The sequence below is a fragment of the Luteimonas flava genome (assembly GCF_036584485.1).
Classification (GTDB): Bacteria; Pseudomonadota; Gammaproteobacteria; order Xanthomonadales; family Xanthomonadaceae; genus Luteimonas; species Luteimonas flava.
In genome coordinates this window covers 172,223-190,706 of record NZ_JAZHBM010000001.1, presented here as the reverse complement: position 1 = coordinate 190,706, position 18,484 = coordinate 172,223, and the positions used below count along the sequence as shown (strand labels likewise).

At 67.3% G+C, this 18,484-nt stretch carries 16 protein-coding genes and 1 tRNA gene; 6 read left to right on the top strand and 11 right to left on the bottom strand.

The annotated features are described in order from the left end of the window. The first annotated feature begins 27 nt into the window (after positions 1-27). The 4 genes from V3391_RS00890 to dxs all read left to right on the top strand — a co-directional run bounded on the left by V3391_RS00890 (position 28) and on the right by dxs (position 5,807). The gene (locus V3391_RS00890) at positions 28-1,818 is read left to right on the top strand and encodes an acyl-CoA dehydrogenase C-terminal domain-containing protein (RefSeq protein WP_332076537.1); all 1,791 of its coding nucleotides are present in this window, start codon (positions 28-30) and stop codon (positions 1,816-1,818) included. Positions 1,819-1,913: 95 nt separating this feature from the next. Then, positions 1,914-2,576, top strand: coding sequence for an HNH endonuclease (locus V3391_RS00885; RefSeq protein ID WP_332076536.1), 663 nt, complete (start codon positions 1,914-1,916; stop codon positions 2,574-2,576). Positions 2,577-2,673: 97 nt separating this feature from the next. Further along, positions 2,674-3,822 carry a hypothetical protein gene (locus V3391_RS00880; protein ID WP_332076535.1) on the top strand — a complete coding sequence of 383 codons (1,149 nt, stop codon included), beginning with the start codon at positions 2,674-2,676 and terminating at the stop codon, positions 3,820-3,822. A gap of 71 nt (positions 3,823-3,893) precedes the next feature. After that, positions 3,894-5,807 carry a 1-deoxy-D-xylulose-5-phosphate synthase gene (dxs, locus tag V3391_RS00875; protein WP_332076534.1) on the top strand — a complete coding sequence of 638 codons (1,914 nt, stop codon included), beginning with the start codon at positions 3,894-3,896 and terminating at the stop codon, positions 5,805-5,807. A 51-nt stretch (positions 5,808-5,858) separates the two neighbouring features. Here the strand turns inward: dxs and V3391_RS00870 are convergent, their stop codons facing one another. After that, positions 5,859-6,965, bottom strand: a complete 1,107-nt coding sequence (locus tag V3391_RS00870) for a TraB/GumN family protein (protein ID WP_332076532.1) — start codon at positions 6,963-6,965, stop codon at positions 5,859-5,861. A gap of 192 nt (positions 6,966-7,157) precedes the next feature. Here V3391_RS00870 and V3391_RS00865 point away from each other — a divergent pair, with 192 nt between their 5' ends. Next, a complete protein-coding gene (locus V3391_RS00865; protein WP_332076531.1) occupies positions 7,158-7,325 on the top strand; it encodes a hypothetical protein in 168 nt (55 codons plus the stop codon). 72 nt (positions 7,326-7,397) lie between these two features. On the opposite strand, the gene V3391_RS00860 is transcribed toward V3391_RS00865, so the two are convergent. The 9 genes from V3391_RS00860 to thrS form a co-directional block, all read right to left on the bottom strand. Continuing rightward, positions 7,398-7,474: transfer RNA gene (locus V3391_RS00860), tRNA-Pro, on the bottom strand. A gap of 58 nt (positions 7,475-7,532) precedes the next feature. Then, the gene (locus V3391_RS00855; protein WP_047136502.1) at positions 7,533-7,889 is read right to left on the bottom strand and encodes a MerR family transcriptional regulator; all 357 of its coding nucleotides are present in this window, start codon (positions 7,887-7,889) and stop codon (positions 7,533-7,535) included. Further along, positions 7,882-8,193 (bottom strand): integration host factor subunit alpha, encoded by a 312-nt coding sequence (locus V3391_RS00850; RefSeq protein WP_232114670.1) that lies wholly within the window; start codon positions 8,191-8,193, stop codon positions 7,882-7,884. Before V3391_RS00850 ends, V3391_RS00855 begins: the two co-directional genes overlap by 8 nt. A 22-nt stretch (positions 8,194-8,215) precedes the next feature. Beyond that, complete coding sequence (gene pheT, locus V3391_RS00845) at positions 8,216-10,591, bottom strand: phenylalanine--tRNA ligase subunit beta (protein ID WP_332076530.1); 2,376 nt, start codon at positions 10,589-10,591, stop codon at positions 8,216-8,218. 87 nt (positions 10,592-10,678) lie between these two features. Continuing rightward, entirely contained in the window at positions 10,679-11,674 is a 996-nt protein-coding gene (gene pheS, locus V3391_RS00840; protein WP_332076529.1) for a phenylalanine--tRNA ligase subunit alpha, read from the bottom strand. Between the two features lie 146 nt (positions 11,675-11,820). Continuing rightward, the gene (gene rplT, locus V3391_RS00835) at positions 11,821-12,180 is read right to left on the bottom strand and encodes a 50S ribosomal protein L20 (RefSeq protein WP_159678264.1); all 360 of its coding nucleotides are present in this window, start codon (positions 12,178-12,180) and stop codon (positions 11,821-11,823) included. Positions 12,181-12,193: 13 nt separating this feature from the next. After that, the gene (rpmI, locus tag V3391_RS00830; protein ID WP_232114664.1) at positions 12,194-12,391 is read right to left on the bottom strand and encodes a 50S ribosomal protein L35; all 198 of its coding nucleotides are present in this window, start codon (positions 12,389-12,391) and stop codon (positions 12,194-12,196) included. Positions 12,392-12,767: 376 nt separating this feature from the next. Next, positions 12,768-13,316: a translation initiation factor IF-3 gene (gene infC / locus V3391_RS00825; protein ID WP_159678260.1), complete on the bottom strand. Its 549-nt coding sequence runs from the start codon at positions 13,314-13,316 to the stop codon at positions 12,768-12,770. 65 nt (positions 13,317-13,381) lie between these two features. Continuing rightward, entirely contained in the window at positions 13,382-15,289 is a 1,908-nt protein-coding gene (thrS, locus tag V3391_RS00820) for a threonine--tRNA ligase (RefSeq protein ID WP_332076528.1), read from the bottom strand. A 390-nt stretch (positions 15,290-15,679) separates the two neighbouring features. Here thrS and V3391_RS00815 point away from each other — a divergent pair, with 390 nt between their 5' ends. Further along, positions 15,680-16,711: a LacI family DNA-binding transcriptional regulator gene (locus tag V3391_RS00815; RefSeq protein ID WP_332076527.1), complete on the top strand. Its 1,032-nt coding sequence runs from the start codon at positions 15,680-15,682 to the stop codon at positions 16,709-16,711. 24 nt (positions 16,712-16,735) lie between these two features. Here V3391_RS00815 and V3391_RS00810 read toward each other — a convergent pair whose 3' ends face one another. Continuing rightward, on the bottom strand, positions 16,736-18,472 hold the full coding sequence (locus V3391_RS00810; protein WP_332076526.1) for an alpha-amylase family glycosyl hydrolase: 1,737 nt from the start codon (positions 18,470-18,472) through the stop codon (positions 16,736-16,738). Positions 18,473-18,484 lie beyond the last annotated feature (12 nt).

The window sequence follows — 18,484 nt, the reverse complement described above, 5'->3', positions numbered from 1 at the left end:
GAACACGCAAGCGAGCCAGACAGACGCATGAGCACCTACCACGCCCCGTTGACCGACATCCGTTTCGCGCTGCACGACGTGCTGCAGGTCGAGTCCCTGTTCTCCACGCTCGGCTTCGACGATGCGAACCGCGAGACCGTCGACGCCGTGCTCGACGAGTGCGCGCGCATGTGCGAGACCGTGCTCGCGCCGCTGAACCGCATCGGCGACGAACAGGGCGTGCGGTTCGACAAGGCCACCGGCGCAGTCACCACGCCCGACGGTTTCAAGGCCGCTTACGACCAGTTCGCCGAGGGCGGCTGGACCGGCATGAGCGCGCCGACCGAATTCGGCGGCATGAACATGCCGCATGCGATCGGCATCTGCCTCGAGGAAATGATCGATGCCGCCAACCTCGCGTGGAGCAACTTCCCGCTGCTCTCGCACGGCGCGGTCAACGCGCTGCGCCACCACGGCGAGGACTGGCAGAAGGAAGTCTTCCTCAAGCCGCTGATCGCCGGCACCTGGACCGGCACCATGTGCCTGACCGAACCGCAGTGCGGCACCGACCTCGGCCTGCTGAAGACGCGCGCCGAGCCGGTCGCCGACGGCAGCTACACGATCACCGGCACCAAGATCTTCATTACCGCCGGCGAGCACGACCTCACCGACAACATCATCCACCTGGTGCTCGCGCGCCTGCCTGACGCCCCCGCGGGCAGCAAGGGCATCTCGCTGTTCATCGTGCCGAAGGTCCAGGTCGCACGCGACGGGACAGTAGGCGAGCGCAACGCCGTGCGCTGCGGCGCGGTCGAACACAAGATGGGCATCCACGGCTCGGCGACCTGCGTGATGAATTTCGATGGCGCGCAGGGCTATCTCATCGGCCAGCCGCACAAGGGCCTGATGGCGATGTTTACGATGATGAACACCGCGCGCCTCGGCGTCGGTGTGCAGGGTCTGGGCCTCGCCACGCGCGCCTACGAGAACGCGCTGCGCTACGCGCGCGAGCGTCTGCAGTCGCGTGCGCTGTCGGGCCCGAAGCTGCCATCGAAGCCGGCTGATCCGATTCTCGTGCAGCCCGACGTGCGCCGCATGCTGCTGACCTGCAAGTCGCTGACTGAAGGCGGCCGCCTGCTGGCGTACCACGCCGGTTCGTTGGTCGACAGCGCCGAACTCGCCGCCGACGATGCCGCGCGCAAAGAAGCCGACGATCTGCTCGGCTTCCTGACGCCGATCGTCAAGGGCTGTCTGACCGAATGGGGCAACGAGTGCACCTACCACGCCCTGCAGTGCTTCGGCGGCCACGGCTACATCGCCGAGCACGGCATCGAGCAGCTCGCGCGCGATGCCCGCATCACGACGCTCTATGAGGGCACGACCGGCATCCAGGCGCTGGACCTGATGGGCCGCAAGACCCTGCAGTTGCAGGGCTCGGGCCTGCGCGTGTTCCTCGGCATGATCGATCGCTTCTGCGCCGAGCACGCGAACGACGCGGCGCTGGCCGAGTTCATCGAGCCGTTGCGGGCGAAGGCCGGCGAGTGGCAGACGCTGACGCGTGCGATCGCCGGGCGCGCTGCGGCCGATCCCGAGGAAATCGGCGCGGCCGCGTACGACTATCTGTTCTTCTCCGGCTACGTGGCGCTGGCCTACTGGTGGGCACGCAGCGTGGCGGTGGCCGATGCCTCGTCGCGCCCGGAGAGTTTCAAGGCCGGCAAGCGCGAGACCGCACGCTTCTACTTCACCCGCATCCTGCCGCGCACGTTGAGCCATGCCGCGGCGATCGCGAGTGGCCCGGCCTCGCTGCTGTCGATCGCCGACGAGGCCTTCGACAGCTGAGGTCCTGCGCACACGTCGCGACCGCCACCCGGCGTCGCGACGTGCGCGCAATCGATTGCACAAAGTGTCATCGATCGGGTATATGCTCGGACGCAATGGAGGCAGACAGCGCGATCACACGCCTGATCCCCACCGGCGCTGCAAACGCGCTGGATTCCGGAGTCTCCCCCGCACTTTCTGATCACGCCCCGCGTCGCGATGCAGTCCGCCTGCTCGCCCTCGACGCGCATGGTCGTGCGCTCAACTGGATCAGCTGGCAGGACGCGGCATGTCTGTACGCGCGCGGCGCGGTCGCCTGGACGCTCGGCGATCCCTGCATGACCGTGCACGGCGGCATGTGCCGCGCGACCGGCCAGCAGAGCCGCATGGATCTGCATCCGATCATCGCCGGCCGCAGCCACGTGCGCCCGAGTGCGATCGATCCGACGCCCGCGCTGACCAACACCGCCCTGTTCGCCCGCGACTACCAGTTGTGTCTGTACTGCGGCCGGCGTGCCGGCCGGCAGACGCTGACCCGCGATCACGTCGAACCGCTGTCGCGCGGCGGTCTCGACATCTGGGAGAACGTGGTCACCGCGTGCTTCCAATGCAATTCCCGCAAGGGCGCGCGCACGCCGCAGGAGGCTTCGATGCCGCTGCTGGCGGTACCGTTCCGGCCGAGCTGGATCGAGCATCTGATCCTCAGCAACCGCAACATCCTCGCCGACCAGATGGCGTTCCTCAGCACCCATCTGCCAAAACGCGATCGCGGCGGATGACCGCGCGCCACGCGTCGCGTGCGCTGCACAGCATGCGTGGCCTTGGCTACACTTCATGGATAGCGCGCCTCGCGCCGCGTCGCCCGGTACTCCCTGCATGACCCTGACCATCGCCCTGAGCGGAATGGACACCGCCACCGAAACCGCGTTGCGCGCGGCCTTCGCCGGTGCCAATGCCCAGCTCGGTGAGCCGTTCCTGCTGGTCGCCGAGTCCGATGCCGAACACATCATCGTCGACATGGACAGCATGTACGGCCCGATGAGCTGGCTGCGCCTGCACGCGGCGGGCAAACAGATCGTCGGCCTGACCTCGGCACCGCGGGTGCAGACCCATTTCCGCCTCGGGCGTCCGTTCGACGACAACGCGATGGCCGCACTGCTCCGCGAGATCGCGGCGATGCAGGACATCGTGCTGGGCGCGCAGGCGTCTGCGACGCCCATGCCGGCAGCTGCCGCGGCTACGGCGCCTGCGCCTGATGTCCGCGAAGCAGACCCGGTGACCGGGACTGCGTCAGCGGTCGCGCTCGTCGAGCCCGAGGTCACGATTCCCGAGCCAGGCGACGTCGCGGAAACGGCAACCGCCGCGGCACCGGAAGTACCGGTCGCGCCCGAACACGTGGCAGCGGTCGCCCCGGAGCCCGAGCCCGAGCCGGTACCGGTACCCGAACCGGAACCCGAACGCGCCCTGCCCTTTGCGACCTGGATCGATGCAGGCGTGCTGCGCGGCCGCCGTCGCTATCGCCGGGAGACCGGTCCCACGCTCTGGCTCGATTTCGACGCGCAGCAGTACCACGGCCCCACGACGCTCAAACCGCTGAGCCAGTACTTCGACGGCCCGATCGAGCGTGATGCATTCGGGCCCGTCGACGATGCGACCTGGTCGCGCGAGGCGCAGGCGTCCGGGGCGCCGCAGCCGCTGCTGCGTCTGGTCTGGCTGGGCGGCCTGCTGGCCGGCGATGGCACGCTCGCGCCGGAACACGACCCGGATGCGCGCTACCAGCTGAACAAGTGGCCCCAGACCGAACGCGAATACCCGCGCCACTTCCGCATTGCGACCGCAATGATGAAAGGCCCGGCCACGCTCGACGAGATCATCCAGTCCAGCGGCCTGCCGGCGGACGAGGTGGTCCGGTTCGTGAATGCCAACCTCGCCACGGGTTACGCCGAGCCGCTGGTCGAGGCGACCGAAGCGGTGGACGAACCCGCGCGACCGGGCGGCTTCTTCTCCCGGCTGCGGCGCCGCTGACCGCCCTGAACGCCCGGTTTCCATGACAGGCCGGTGACGCCAGCCGGGGGGCCGCGGCGTACAATTGGCGGATGATCGACTCCACGCGCTATCCGCGCCTTGCGCGCATCGACGCGCCGTCCGACCTCCGCCAGTTCGACGAAGCCGAACTGCCCGCGATCGCCGACGAACTGCGTGCCTACCTCATCGAATCCGTCGGCAAGAGCGGCGGCCATTTCGGCGCCGGCCTCGGCGTGATCGAGCTGACGACCGTTCTGCACTACCTGTACGACACGCCGCACGACCGTGTCGTCTGGGACGTGGGTCACCAGACGTACCCGCACAAGATCCTGACCGGCCGCCGCGACCGCATCCATACGGTCAAGCAGAAGGGCGGCGTGGCGCCATTCCCGAAGCGCGAGGAGTCGGAGTACGACACCTTCGGCGTCGGCCACTCGTCGACCTCGATCTCGGCCGCACTGGGCATGGCGATCGCAAACGCGCAGGCCGGCAACGACCGCCGCGTGGTCGCGGTGATCGGCGACGGCGCGATGACCGCGGGCATGGTCTACGAAGCGCTCAATCATGCCGGCGGCATGGAGCCCGAGCCCGACGTGCTGGTGGTGCTCAACGACAACCGCATGTCGATCAGCGAAGCCGTCGGCGGGCTGACCAAGATGCTCGGCCGGGCGACCGGCAACCGCACGCTCAACGCGCTGCGCGAAGGCGGCAAGAAGCTGCTCGGCGACAAGAACAATCCGACCGCGAAGTTCGTGCGGCGCTGGGAAGAACACTGGAAAGGCATGTTCGTGCCGTCCACGCTGTTCGAGGAAATGGGCTTCCATTACACCGGCCCGATCGACGGACACGACGTCAAGGCGCTGGTCGAGACGCTCAAGACCCTCAAGGGTCTCAAGGGTCCGCAGTTGCTCCACGTGATCACGACCAAGGGTAAGGGCTACGAACTGGCCGAAGGCGACCAGATCGGCTACCACGCCGTCTCGCCCTTCGATCCCGACAAGGGCCTCGTCGCCAAGTCCGGCGCGAAGAAGCCCACCTACACCGACGTGTTCGGCGACTGGATCTGCGACATGGCCGCGGCTGATCCGCTGCTGCTCGGCATCACACCTGCAATGCGGGAAGGCTCGGGCCTGGTGCGTTTCAGCAAGGCATACCCGGCGCGCTATTTCGACACTGCTATCGCCGAACAGCATGCGGTCACGCTGGCCGCGGGCATGGCCTGCGAGGGCGCCAAGCCGGTTGTCGCGATCTATTCGACCTTCCTGCAACGCGCCTACGACCAGCTGGTCCACGACGTCGCGGTGCAGAAGCTCGACGTGCTGTTCGCGATCGACCGTGGCGGTGTGGTCGGTCCGGACGGCGCCACGCATGCCGGCAACCTCGACCTGAGCTTCCTGCGCTGCGTGCCGAACATGGTGATCATGGCGCCGGCCGACGAGAACGAATGCCGCACGATGTTGACGACCGGCTTCCGTCACGAAGGCCCGGCAGCGGTGCGCTACCCGCGCGGCACCGGTCCCGGCGTTGCGATCGACACGACGCTCGACACGCTGCCGATCGGCAAGGCCGACCTGCGACGCCGCGGTTCGCGCATCGCCCTGCTGGCGTTCGGCGCGATCGTGCCGGCCGCCGAACAGGTCGGCGAAGCGCTCGATCTGACCGTGGTCAACATGCGTTTCGTGCGTCCGCTCGACCGCACGCTGCTGCTCGAACTCGCGAAGATCCACGGTGGCTTCGTCACCCTCGAGGACAACGTGGTCGCTGGTGGCGCCGGCTCGGGCGTGGCCGAACTGCTCAATGCCGAGGGCGTCACCATGCCGGTGCTGCACCTGGGTCTTCCGGATGCGTTTCAGCATCACGCCAGCCGCGAAGATCTGCTCGCCGAAGCAGGGCTCGATCCCGCAGGCATCCGCGCCGCGGTGCTCGCACGTTGGCCGGATCTGGCAGCGCGTCCCGCCGCCGGTGTGCAGGCCGTGGCAGGCTGAGGTACCGAAGCGGAGCGCTGGACAGCTTCGAAGCTGTCCGGCGCACGCGGATCAGGGCGTAGCGGCGTCGATGCCCTCTGCATCGACGTCCTCGATCGCGTCCGCCTCGTCCGGCGCGAGCACCGCATCCACGCGGGGCCGCAATGCGGCGAGATAGCCCGCAGTCCCCAGCAGATCGTTGACCGACAGCGTTGCAAACGACACGGGATGCGCGTCGAGCGCCTGATCGGCCGCGGCCAGCCAGTGCGCCCGGACCCGCGCTTCGAGATCATCGAGACCGCGCTTGCGTGCGGTGTCGGTCTGTAGAAAGGACGACATGCAGGCCTGCAACTGGCTGCCCTGCCCGGCCGTCGCCCGCAGTACGTCGAGATCGCCGGCGGCCCATGCGTTCGCACGCGTGGCGACCTGCGGCAATCCCCGCTCGATGACGTCGAGTGTCTCGCGCAAGCAGGACACGTCCTCGGGCTTCAAGCCTTCCTTGCGGAACTCGGCGAGCGCCGCGCGCGGATCGTCGATCTTGACCTCGAGCGTCGTGGGCGTCAGCTTCATGCCGCGCGCCTTGAGGACATCGTCGAGCACCGGCGTGATGACGCCGCCCTCGCGCAGTCCGTTGGCGTCGAGCGCGGCGCGATACAGCTCGTACACCGCGATCTGCGGCCGCTTGCGTTCGATTCCCCGATCGCGCCCGATGTAGCGCTGCTTGAGCGCCGACCAGCGCTGGTAGACATCCGCCGGCAACAGTTCGTCCAGCGTGGCACCGTCGGGATTTCTCGCTGCGCGCATCGCTGCCGGCAGCATCGTCAGGCCCCGGAAGATGCCGATATCCGAGCCCACTCGTACGCCCGGCGGTCCGAGCACCACGCCTGCCTCGGCAAGCACCTCGCGGACCTCGTCCGAACGCCAGGTCATGGACTTGGGCAGGGGCGATTGGGTGCCGAGAATGTAGAGCGTGTGGTCGCCGCGCCGCACCCGCCACAGGCCAGGGCCGGGATGCACACCGGTGACCACAACGGTCTCCATGTCGCGGACATCTGAGGGATCGGACGGTGCAACGGGTGTAGACAGGCGCGCCGCCGCGTCCTGCGCGTGCACGTTGGGGACCGCCAGGATCGATGCCATCGCGAACGCGAGGGACACACCACCGAACCGCTTGCCCATAAGCCTGATCCGTTCAAGAAAATGAAGACTGAGCATACGAAGCCGGCGTCGCGAGTGCGCACGTAGCCACGCATCTCTGGCTTTCCATTCAGCATGGTCGCGAGTGCAAACGACTGGCGCGTTCGCAAAGCGCGCACGCCCTACCGACACCCGCATCGCTACCGTGGCCATATCCCGTACCGGAAGACCGCCATGACGATCACCAGTGACCAACGCCGCATCCTGCGCGATATCGACACGACGACGCCCATTACCGAATCCGAGACCGGCTGGGCCGTCAATGCGGGGTATGCCGTGCTCGCCGAAGACGGCGATATCGATCTCACGAGCGAAGGTCGCGCGCTGCTCGATGCGAGCTGACGCACACCAATGATTCGCCAAAAAACAGAACGGCCCGCGCTTGCGCACGGGCCGTTCGGATGTCGCATGGTTTGGTCGGGGTAGCCGGATTTGAACCGACGACCACTTGTCCCCCAGACAAGTGCGCTACCAGGCTGCGCTATACCCCGTAATCTGGAAATTATACCGTCTGGCGGACGTTTCGCCCATCCATGTTGCGCGGCGCGCTCAGCGCTTCAGCAACTGGAGCACGTCCTCGAGCTCCATGCGCACCTGGCGCACGATCTGGCTGCTCAACGCGGACTCCTGTTTCGCACCCTCGCCTTCCAGACGCAGGCGCGCACCACCGATCGTGTAGCCCTGCTCGTACAGCAGGCCGCGGATCTGGCGCACCATCAGCACGTCGTGGCGCTGGTAGTACCGGCGGTTGCCGCGGCGCTTGACCGGGCTCAGGCTCGGAAATTCCGTCTCCCAGTAACGCAGCACGTGCGGTTTGACGTCGCACAGCTCGCTGACCTCACCGATGGTGAAGTAGCGCTTCGCCGGAATCGGCGGCAGTTCGCGGTTGCTGCCCGGGTCAAGCATGCGCGGCGCCCACCGATCCGGTATAGGCCTCGACGCGTTCCTTGAGCTTCTGGCCCGGACGGAAGGTCACGACCGTGCGTGCGGAGATCGGAATCTCCTCACCGGTCTTGGGGTTGCGGCCCGGACGTTCGTTCTTGCGGCGCAGGTCGAAATTGCCGAAGCCGGACAGCTTGACCTGTCGGCCCTGCTGCAGCGCATCGCGCAACACGTCGAAGAAGGCGTCGACGAATTCCTTCGCCTCGCGCTTGTTCAAGCCGACTTCCTCGTAGAGCTTCTCGGCCATGTCCGCCTTCGTCAGTGCCACGCAGCAATCCCCCTGTGAGGCCTCAGCCCCGGATCTTCGCGTGGTGTTCGCGCGCGAGCGCGGCCACCACGTCCGCGACGACGGCATCGACATCGCGATCGGTCAGAGTGCGTGAACTTTCCTGCAGAATCAAGCCCATGGCGAGACTCCTGAACCCCGTTTCGACCCCCTGCCCGGCATAACGGTCGAACAGGCGCACGTCGGCCAGCAGCGGACCGGCGGATGCGCGGACGGTAGCTTCCAGCGCTGCCCAGTCGACCGATTCCGGCGCGACGATCGCCAGATCGCGGCGCACCGACGGGAACTTCGACAGCCCGGTCACGCGTGGCAGCGGACGCGCCTGCAGCGCGGATGCGTCCAGTTCGAACGCGACCACCGGCACATCGATGTCGAGCGCGCGCAGCAGACGCGGATGCAGCTCGCCGATCCAGCCCACGCACGCGCCGTCGCGCAAGACATCGGCCGAGCGACCGGGGTGGCCGTGCGCCGTGGTCGAACGCTCGAATGTCAGCGTCGCGCCCGCGACTGCGGCCAGCGCTTCGAGATCGCCTTTGAGATCGAAGTAATCGACCGGACGCGTGGCATCGCCCCACTGCTCGGTGCCGGCATCACCGGCGACCGCGGCAGCCACGCGCAAGGTCTCGACCGGTGCGGCGCCGGCAGCGTCCGCCTGTGCGAAGACCTTGCCGAGTTCGAACAGGCGCACGCGTGCCTGCTGGCGCGCAAGGTTGCGCGCGAGCGTGGACACCAGGCCCGGCAGCAACGCGGTGCGCATGACGCCGAGTTCGGCGCTCAGCGGATTGGCCAGCGGCACGCTGCCGGCATCCGCCTGCCAGGTCGCGAGCAGCGACGCATCGACGAAGGCGAAGTTGACCGTTTCCAGGTAATCGCGCGCGACCATCTGCCCGCGCAGCTCGGCCTCGGCGACACGGGTTTCGCTGGGCGCAGCGATGCGTGTCGCGCCGCCGGGCAGCGTGGTCGGCACGCGGTCGTAGCCGTGAATGCGCACGACCTCTTCGATCAGATCTTCCTCGATCGCCAGATCGAAGCGACGCGTCGGCGCGGTGACCTGCCAGCCTTCGCTGTGCGCGACGACGGTCAGTCCCAGCGCGCGCAGGATGCGTTCGATCTCCGCATCGTCGACCGTCAGGCCGAGCACACGCGTCAGGCGTGCGCGACGCAGCGCGATCGTGCGCGGTTGCGCGAGGTGCGCGTCGAGTTCTGCGGTGGCCACCGGACCGGCGCTGCCGCCGGCGACATCGAGAATCAGGCGCGTCGCGTATTCGATCGCGGTCCGCGGCAGCTCGGGATCCACGCCACGCTCGAAGCGGTGCGCGGCATCGGTGTGCAGGCCCAGACGGCGGCTGCGGCCGATGATCGCGTCCGGCGCGAAGTGCGCGGATTCGAGGAACACGCTGCGGGTGCCGTCGGTCACGCGCGTGTCGAAACCACCCATGACACCGGCCAGCGCGACAACGCGGTCGGCGTCGGTGGCCGCGAGGAACTGTTCGTCCAGCGTCACGTCGCGACTGTCGAGCAGCTTGAGCGTTTCACCCTTGCGCGCGCGGCGCACGCCCACTGGTCCGGTCAGCAGATCGCGGTCGAAGGCATGCATCGGCTGTCCGAGTTCGAGCATCACGTACTGGGTGACGTCGACGAGGAAGCTGACCGGACGCACGCCGCTGCGACGCAGGCGCTCGGCCATCCACGACGGCGTCGGACGCGTCGCATCGATGCCTTCGATCACCCGGCCGAGATAACGCGGCGCATCGGCGCCCGCGTCGAGCACGACCTGCAGCGATGCGTCCGTGCTGGCCGGCACGGGCGGTGCATCGAGCGGCACGACTTCACTGCCGCAGGCGGCGGCCACGTCGAACGCGATGCCGCGGATGCCGAAGCAGTCGGCGCGATTCGGCGTGAGCTTGAGCTCGATGCTCGCGTCGGGCAGTCCGAGGTAGTCGGCCAGCGGCGCGCCGATCGGCGCATCGTCGGGCAGTTCGAGCAGACCGGATGCGTCGGCGTCGATGCCGAGCTCCCTGGCCGAGCACAACATGCCGTTGGAATCGACGCCGCGCAGCTGCGCAGCCTTGATCGTCAACGCGCCGACGGTCGTGCCGATCAGTGCCAACGGCGCGACCAGGCCCGGACGCGCGTTCGGCGCGCCGCAGACGATCTGCAGCATCTGACCACCGGCATCGACCTGGCAGACCTGCAGACGGTCGGCTTCGGGATGCTTCTCGGCCGAGACGATGCGCGCGACGACGACACCATCGAGCGCCTCGCCCAGCGGCGTGATCTCTTCGACTTCCAGGCCGATCGCGGTCAGCGTCGCCGCCAGCTGGTCACGGGTGGCATCGGTCTTGACGTGCTGGCGCAGCCAGTTCTCGGAAAATTTCATGGCGATCTCTTGGAATCGTCGTCCCGGCACTGCGGGACCTGTCGCGACGGATGACGCGGAGAAGATGCAGACGCGCTGCGGCTGGACTTACGCGAACTGGCGCAGGAAGCGCACGTCGTTGTCGAAGAACGCGCGCAGATCGTCGACGCCGTAGCGCAGCATCGCGAAGCGCTCGACACCCAGGCCGAAGGCGAAGCCGGTGTAGCGCTCGGGATCGATGCCGACGGCTTTCAGCACGTTCGGATGGACCATGCCGCAGCCCAGCACTTCGAGCCAGCGCGTGCTGCCATCGGCCTGCTGCCAGGCGATGTCGACTTCGGCGCCGGGTTCGACGAACGGGAAGTAGCTCGGGCGGAAACGCATCTCGAAATCGCGTTCGAAGAACGCGCGCACGAATTCGCTCAGCGTGCCCTTGAGATCGGCGAACGTCGCGTGCTCATCGACCAGCAGGCCTTCGACCTGGTGGAACATCGGCGAATGCGTCTGGTCGCTGTCGGAGCGGTAGACCTTGCCGGCTGCGATCATGCGAAGCGGCGGCGCATGCTCGCCCATGTAGCGCACCTGCACGCCCGAGGTGTGCGTGCGCAGCAGACGGCCGTCGCCGAAATAGAACGTGTCGTGCATCGCACGCGCCGGGTGGTGCGGCGGGAAGTTCAAGGCCTCGAAGTTGTGCCAGTCGTCCTCGATCTCGGGACCGTCGGCCAGCTCGTAGCCCAGGCGCCCGAAGATGTCGGCGATGCGCTCCAGCGTGCGGCTGATCGGATGCACGCCGCCGCGCGCGCCATCACGGCCCGGAAGGGTCACGTCGATGGTCTGCGACGACAGCTTCGCGTCGAGGGCGATGTCGTCGAGTGCGATCTTGCGCGTCGACAGCGCGGTGCCGATCACGTCGCGCGCGCGATTGATCGCCTCGCCTGCGGCCTTGCGCTGGTCGCCGGGCAACGCGCCGAGCGCCTTGAGCTGCGAGGTGATGCTGCCGCTCTTGCCGAGCAGCCCGACGCGCAGCGCTTCGAGCGCCTCCGGCGTCGCGGCCGCCTCGATATCGGCAAGCGCCTGGTTCGAAAGGGAGTCGATTTCGCTCATCGCACTGCTGGCCCGTCGCTGATGGGGGATGTCACGTCTGGAAAATCCGGCGCCACAAACAACAATGGGGAAGGACTTGCGCCCTTCCCCACGTGACCGCCGGACGGATCCGGCGGCAGTACCGCTTTACGGTGGAGACGACGGCCTCAGGCCGCCAGCGCGCCCTTCGCCTTCTCGGCGAGCGCGGCAAAGCCGGTAGCATCGTTGACCGCGAGGTCAGCCAGGATCTTGCGATCCAGTGTGATGCCGGCCTTCAGCAGACCGTTCATGAAGCGGCTGTAGCTGATGCCGTTCAGACGTGCGGCCGCGTTGATACGCGTGATCCACAGCGAACGGAAATCGCGCTTCTTGAGCTTGCGACCGATGTACGCGTACTGGCCGGCCTTGATGACGGCCTGCTTGGCGACGCGGAAGACCTTGCGACGGGCGTTGTAATAGCCCTTCGCGCGGCCGAGAACCTTCTTGTGACGACGGCGTGCCTGGACGCCCCGCTTGACTCGAGCCATGGTTCAGTCCTCCTCAGAGATACGGCAGCATGCGGGCGACGCGAGCGCTGTCGCATGCCGGAATGATGTTCGTCTGACGAAGACCGCGCTTCCGCTTGGTCGTCTTCTTCGTGAGGATGTGGCTGCGGTTTGCGTGACCGGCCTTGAACTTGCCGGACGCCGTCTTCCGGAACCGCTTGGCGGCGCCCCGGTGCGTCTTGATCTTGGGCATTGCGAGAGTCCTTGTGGGATACGAGTACTGACTGGGCGGTGGCCGATGCCACGCTTTCCGTCCTGCCCATGCCGGTGTTAAGCCTTTGATCCCACGAGGGAATCCAGGCGGGTCCTGGATGAATCTGCCACCCCGACGAACCGGGGAGCCGCGCATTATGCCGTGCGGGGATTCGGCTTGCAAATCATCGGGTTGGCGGAGGGCTCGACGCATGCCACCACCGGGCGGCTGCAGTGGCGCCAGCGGGATCAGTTTGCTGACGCCAATACGACCGGGCCTCCACCTGAAACGAAAGAGGCGCCTCGCGGCGCCCCTTCACCCGTTGCCCTCTTCCAGAAGGAGAGGGAAACGGCATGCCCACGCGTGAAACGCGTGGTTACTTCTTCTTCGGCGCGATCATCATCACCATCTGCCGGCCTTCGAGGCGCGGACGCGATTCGATGACGATGTCCTCGCCCAGGTCGGCCTCGATGCGCGACGCCATCTCGCGGCCCAGCTCCTGGTGGCTCATCTCGCGGCCACGGAAGCGGATGTTGACCTTGATCTTGTCGCCGTCCTCGAGGAACCCGCGCATCTTGCGCAGCTTGATCTGGTAGTCGCCTTCGTCGGTGACCGGCCGGAACTTGAGTTCCTTGATTTCCTGCTGCTTGGTCTTCTTCTTGGCCTCGTTCGCCTTCTTCTGGAGGTCGAACTTGAACTTGCCGAAGTCCATGATCTTGCAGACCGGCGGATCCGCGTTGGGCTGGATCTCGACGAGGTCGAGCCCCTCCTCCTCGGCAGCCTTCAGCGCATCGTCGCGCGACAGGACGCCGATCATCTCTCCGTCGGAACCAATCACGCGCACCCGCGGTACGCGGATGTCCTGGTTGCGCCGATTCTGCTTGTTGTCAGGGGTGCTAATACTGCGATCTCCGAAATGGAACATACCGCCGGCTCGTCAACCAACGGGGCGACCGGCGCGTCCATGTTGGACCGGCGCCGGTGAAGGACTCATGCTGGAACGGGCGCCGCGCGAAGGCGGGCAACGAAGTCGTCGATCGGCATCGAGCCCAGATCTTCACCGGAACGCGTCCGAACGGCGATGGTACCGGTTTCCTTCTCGCGATCCCCGATCACGAGCAGATACGGTACCCGTTGCAGCGTGTGCTCGCGAATCTTATAGCCGATCTTTTCGTTCCGCAAATCGGCCTCGATGCGGACCCCTTGATTTGCAAGGGATTTCCGAACCGTCCCCACGAAATCGGCCTGGGCGTCGGTGATGTTCATCACCACCGCCTGCACCGGCGCCAGCCACGCCGGGAAGGCGCCCGCGTGGTGCTCGATCAGGATGCCGATGAAACGCTCCATCGAGCCGACGATCGCGCGGTGCAGCATCACCGGCACCTGCTTCTGGCTGTGCTCGTCGACATATTCGGCGCCGAGGCGGCCGGGCATCATGAAGTCGACCTGCATCGTGCCGAGCTGCCAGGTGCGCCCGATCGCATCCTTGAGGTGGTATTCGATCTTCGGGCCGTAGAAGGCGCCCTCGCCCGGCAGTTCTTCCCACGCGACGCCGCAGGCCGACAGCGCATTGCGCAGCGCGGCTTCGGCCTTGTCCCAGGTGGCGTCGTCGCCGAGGCGCGATTCGGGACGCAGCGCGATCTTGATCTGGATGTCGTCGAAACCGAAGTGCGTATAGACCGCCAGCGCCTGCTGGTGGAATGCGGTGACTTCGGATTCGATCTGCGATTCGGTGCAGAACACGTGGCCGTCGTCCTGGGTGAAACCGCGCACGCGCAGGATGCCGTGCAGCGCGCCCGAGGGCTCGTTGCGATGGCAGCTGCCGAACTCGCCGTAGCGGATCGGCAGGTCGCGGTAGCTGTGCAGGCCCTGGTTGAAGATCTGCACGTGGCCCGGGCAGTTCATCGGCTTGACGGCGTAGGTGCGCTTCTCCGACTCGGTGAAGAACATGTTGTCCTTGTAGTTGTCCCAGTGGCCGGACTTCTGCCACAGCGACACGTCGAGGATCTGCGGGCAGCGCACTTCGCCGTAGCCGCTGTCGCGGTAGACGCCGCGCATGTGCTGCTCGACGACCTGCCACAGCGCCCAGCCCTTCGGATGCCAGAACACCAGGCCCGGCGCCTCTTCCTGCAGATGGAAGAGTTCCTGCTGCTTGCCGATGCGGCGGTGGTCGCGCTTCTCGGCTTCCTCGATGCGCTGGATGTAGGCCTTGAGCTGCTTGGCATCCGCCCACGCGGTGCCGTAGATGCGCTGCAGCTGTTCGTTCTTGGAATCGCCGCGCCAGTACGCACCGGAGATGCGCGTGAGCTTGAACGCCTTGAGGAACCGCGTGTTCGGCACGTGCGGGCCGCGGCACATGTCGACGTATTCCTGGTGGTGGTACAGGCCCATTTCGGTGATGTCGGCGGACATGTCCTCGATCAGGCGCAGCTTGTAGTCCTCGCCGCGGGCCTTGAAGGTTTCGATGACCTCGGCGCGCGGCGTCATCTTCTTGATGACGTCGTACTCGGTGTCGATCAGCTCGGCCATCCGCTTTTCGATCGCCGCCATGTCTTCGGGCGTGAACGGCCGCTCGCTGTAGATGTCGTAGTAGAAGCCGTCGTCGATCACCGGACCGATGACCATCTTCGCGTCCGGGTACAGCTGCTTGACCGCATGGCCGACGAGATGCGCGCAGGAGTGGCGGATGATCTCGACGCCCTCGGCGTCCTTCGGGGTCAGGATCTGCAGCGTCGCGTCGTGGTCGATGACGTCGGACGCGTCGACCTGGCGGCCGTCGACCTTGCCGGCGACGGTGGCCTTGGCCAGGCCCGGGCCGATCGACTGGGCGACCTCGAGGACGGAAACGGGCTGTTCGAATTCGCGGCGGCTGCCGTCGGGGAGCGTGATCGTGATCATGGGAACCGGGATCTGAAGGTGTCGGGAGCGGGCCGGTGGCGGTCCGCGAGCCGCGTGGCGGCCACAAAAAAAGCGCCGGAGGGCGCCTTGTGCAGGAGGCCTCGGGGCGGTCAGCGCTGGGCGGTGGTAGTGCGCATGTCGCACGCTCGGCCGGCGTTGCCGCGGGCCACCTGTATGCGGGAGAACGGGCGTCGATGGTAACGCAGAAAGCGGCCGTGGCGCGCTTCGGGCGGGATCGCCGCGGTCTGGCCCCTGACCGGCGGCGCGCGCGGCCTCGGGGTGCCTGCGGCCGGCACGCGAGCAGCCGCAGCCCTGCCCTCAAGATCCTGCTCCGGACGCCGTCTTCCCCCCGCGTGGCATCATCGGGGCGGTTTTTTCCGTACCTGCGCGATGACGATCAAGGGCAAGCCGACCTCGCTGGACATCGCGCACCTCGCCGGCGTGTCGCAGCCGACCGTCTCGCGTGCGCTGCGAGGGCATCCGTCGGTCAATCGCGAAACCCGCGAGCGCATCCTCGGGATCGCGCGGGAGCTGAACTACAAGGTCGACAAGAACGCATCCAATCTGCGGCGGCAGCAGTCGGGCACGCTGGCGCTGCTGCTGTTCGAGGATCCGACCAGCGACCAGTCGCACATCAACCCGTTCTTCCTGCCGATGCTCGGCTCGATCACCCGCGCCTGCGCGCGGCACGGACAGGACCTGCTGATCTCGTTCCAGCAGCTCTCGGACGACTGGCACGCCGATTACGGCGACAGCCACAAGGCCGACGGGCTGATCCTGCTCGGCTACGGCGACTATCTCGCCTACCAGGGCAAGCTGCGCACGCTGGTCGAACAGGGCACGCAGTTCGTGCGCTGGGGCGCGGTGCTGCCGGGGCAGCCCGGCATCTCGATCGGTTGCGACAACGCCGGCGGCGGTACGCAGGTCGGCGCGCATCTCGCCGACCTGGGGCATCGCCGCATCGCGTTTCTGGGCGATGCGTCCAGCCGCTATCCGGAATTCCTGGATCGCTGGCTCGGGTGCGAGTCGGCGCTGCAGACGCGCGGCCTGCCGATGGAGCGGACGCTGCAGGTCGATGCCGAGAGCGCGGAGGATTCGGGCTACGCGGCGGCGCGCGAGCTGCTGCGGCGCGGGCTGCCGTTCGATGCGGTATTCGCGGCGAGCGACCTGATCGCGATCGGCGCGATGCGCGCATTCGCCGAACACGGACTTCGGATGCCCGACGACGTCGCCATTGCCGGATTCGACGACATTCCCGCCGCGCGCATGACCACGCCGGCGCTGACGACCGTGGTGCAGGACACACTGACCGCGGGCGAGCTGCTGGTCGACACCCTGATGAAACTGGTCATCGGCGAGCCGGCGGAGAGCCTGCGCATGCCGACGTCGCTGGTCGTGCGGGAGTCGACGGCGCGGCGGTGATCGCCTGCCGGGTCGCGCGCCCGGTCAATCGGTGGCGGCGTCGGGCCCGCCCAGGCGCCGGTCCATCGTCTTGTGCAGGCGAGCGCGCAGCGCATCCGGCATTGCGATCTCGTCGCGCACCAGCACGCGCACGCCATGCGCCGGCACGTCCAGCGACACGCCGCGCGCGGCTGTCACATTCCCGGCGTCCATCGCATCGCGCCACACGCCATCGGCGATCTGCGCCGCTTCCAGCCGCGCCTGCCACGGCACGTCACCCTTGTTGAGCAGCACGAGCGCGGTCTGGTGGGCATCGCCATCGCCGAGCACGCGATAGAACGCGGCGTGGTCGCCCTCGAGATCGAGCACCAGTTGCAGGCCGCGCTGCAGCGCAGGTGTGTCGCGGCGCAGATTCGCGATACGGGTCAGCGCGGCATGGATCGGGCTCTGAGCGCCAGCTTCGACGCGATCCTGTCCGTAGTACGCGCGGTTGCCGGCGTGTTCGGCGCGGCCGCGCATGAAGCCGGTTTCCGAGCCGTAGTAGACGACCGGGATGCCGCGCGCGGTGAACAGCCAGTTGTGCGCGTCGATGAAGCCGGTGTCGGTGGCCGCCATGCGCGGCATGTCGTGGTTGTCGTAGAACGTCGCCAGATCGTAGGGATTGGCATACGGCCCACGTTCGAGGTGCAGCGCCGGCGCGAGGCGCTCGAAGCCGGCATCGCCGGCGAAGACCGCGTCCATCGCCTGCTTCATCGGGAAGTCGAGCACGCTGACGCCGCCATTCTGCGTCCAGGTGTGTTCTGCAATCTTGTCGGCGTTGTAGTCGAAGGCTTCGCCGAACATGAAGAAGCCCGGGTGCTGGCCGCGGATGCGGTCGGCGAAGCGGTTCCAGAACGCGTGCGGCATCCAGGCGATGGTATCGATGCGGAACGCGTCGGCGCCCTGCCCGATCCATTGTTCGTAGGCGCCGGCGAGATACTCGAACACGGCCGGATTGGTGGCGTCGAAGTCCGACAGCTGGGCGAGGTTGCCGTCGAAGATCGAACCGTCCTTGGCATCGACCACGCCGGTCGCATTGTAGAACGCATGCAGCGGATTGCCCTTGGGATCGAGTTGCTGCGGCGGCAGGTTCTGGTGGTCGGCGATCAGCCTGCCGTCGGCGTCGAAGATCTGGCCGAAGCCCGGCTGCGGCGTCGGCATCGTCCACGACGGCGAGCCGTGGTTGCCGACGATGTCGAGCACGGTCTTCAGGCCCGCCGCACGCATGCCGTCGGTGAAGCCGCGGAAATCGAGATCGGCGCTCGGCAGATGCTCGTCGAGCTTGTAGAAGTTCGTACCCCAGTAGCCGTGGTAGCCGGTCTTGCCACGGTCGGTCAGCGAGCTGCCGCAGGCGACCGGATCGCCGCCGGTGAAGGCCTCGTCCGGGTTGTCGACGATCGGCGTGATCCACACTGCGCCGAAGCCCATGTCGCGGATGTAGCCGGCGTTGTCGAGCACGCCGCGGAAGTCGCCGCCGAGATAGCCGATGTTCCCGTCGATGCCGTCCGGGCAACGCACCGGGATGTCGAAGGTGCGATGCGCACCGCCCTGCTCGCGCTGGTCGTTCGACGTGTCGCCGTTGACGAAGCGGTCGGTGACGACGAAGTAGACCGCGTGCGCGGCGAAGGGCTCGCGCGTGCCGTAGAGCGCGTCGCCAACCGGTGTGTCGCTGGCGCGGACGTCTCCGGCATGGCTGCAGGCGCTCAACAGCGCGGCGATGGCGACGGTCAACGCTCGGGTCATGCGGTCACTCCT

Excerpts from the sequence above, each read along its gene's own strand:
- thrS (WP_332076528.1), bottom strand. The coding sequence starts at position 15,289 with ATGATCACGATCACGCTCCCCGACGGCAGCCGCCGCGAATTCGAACAG.
- V3391_RS00880 (WP_332076535.1), top strand. The coding sequence starts at position 2,674 with ATGACCCTGACCATCGCCCTGAGCGGAATGGACACCGCCACCGAAACC.
- V3391_RS00855 (WP_047136502.1), bottom strand. The coding sequence starts at position 7,889 with ATGCTTGACCCGGGCAGCAACCGCGAACTGCCGCCGATTCCGGCGAAG.
- infC (WP_159678260.1), bottom strand. The coding sequence starts at position 13,316 with ATGTTCCATTTCGGAGATCGCAGTATTAGCACCCCTGACAACAAGCAG.
- V3391_RS00815 (WP_332076527.1), top strand. The coding sequence starts at position 15,680 with ATGACGATCAAGGGCAAGCCGACCTCGCTGGACATCGCGCACCTCGCC.
- rplT (WP_159678264.1), bottom strand. The coding sequence starts at position 12,180 with ATGGCTCGAGTCAAGCGGGGCGTCCAGGCACGCCGTCGTCACAAGAAG.
- V3391_RS00870 (WP_332076532.1), bottom strand. The coding sequence starts at position 6,965 with ATGGGCAAGCGGTTCGGTGGTGTGTCCCTCGCGTTCGCGATGGCATCG.
- pheT (WP_332076530.1), bottom strand. The coding sequence starts at position 10,591 with ATGAAATTTTCCGAGAACTGGCTGCGCCAGCACGTCAAGACCGATGCC.
- rpmI (WP_232114664.1), bottom strand. The coding sequence starts at position 12,391 with ATGCCCAAGATCAAGACGCACCGGGGCGCCGCCAAGCGGTTCCGGAAG.
- V3391_RS00810 (WP_332076526.1), bottom strand. The coding sequence starts at position 18,472 with ATGACCCGAGCGTTGACCGTCGCCATCGCCGCGCTGTTGAGCGCCTGC.
- dxs (WP_332076534.1), top strand. The coding sequence starts at position 3,894 with ATGATCGACTCCACGCGCTATCCGCGCCTTGCGCGCATCGACGCGCCG.
- pheS (WP_332076529.1), bottom strand. The coding sequence starts at position 11,674 with ATGAGCGAAATCGACTCCCTTTCGAACCAGGCGCTTGCCGATATCGAG.
- V3391_RS00865 (WP_332076531.1), top strand. The coding sequence starts at position 7,158 with ATGACGATCACCAGTGACCAACGCCGCATCCTGCGCGATATCGACACG.
- V3391_RS00890 (WP_332076537.1), top strand. The coding sequence starts at position 28 with ATGAGCACCTACCACGCCCCGTTGACCGACATCCGTTTCGCGCTGCAC.
- V3391_RS00885 (WP_332076536.1), top strand. The coding sequence starts at position 1,914 with ATGGAGGCAGACAGCGCGATCACACGCCTGATCCCCACCGGCGCTGCA.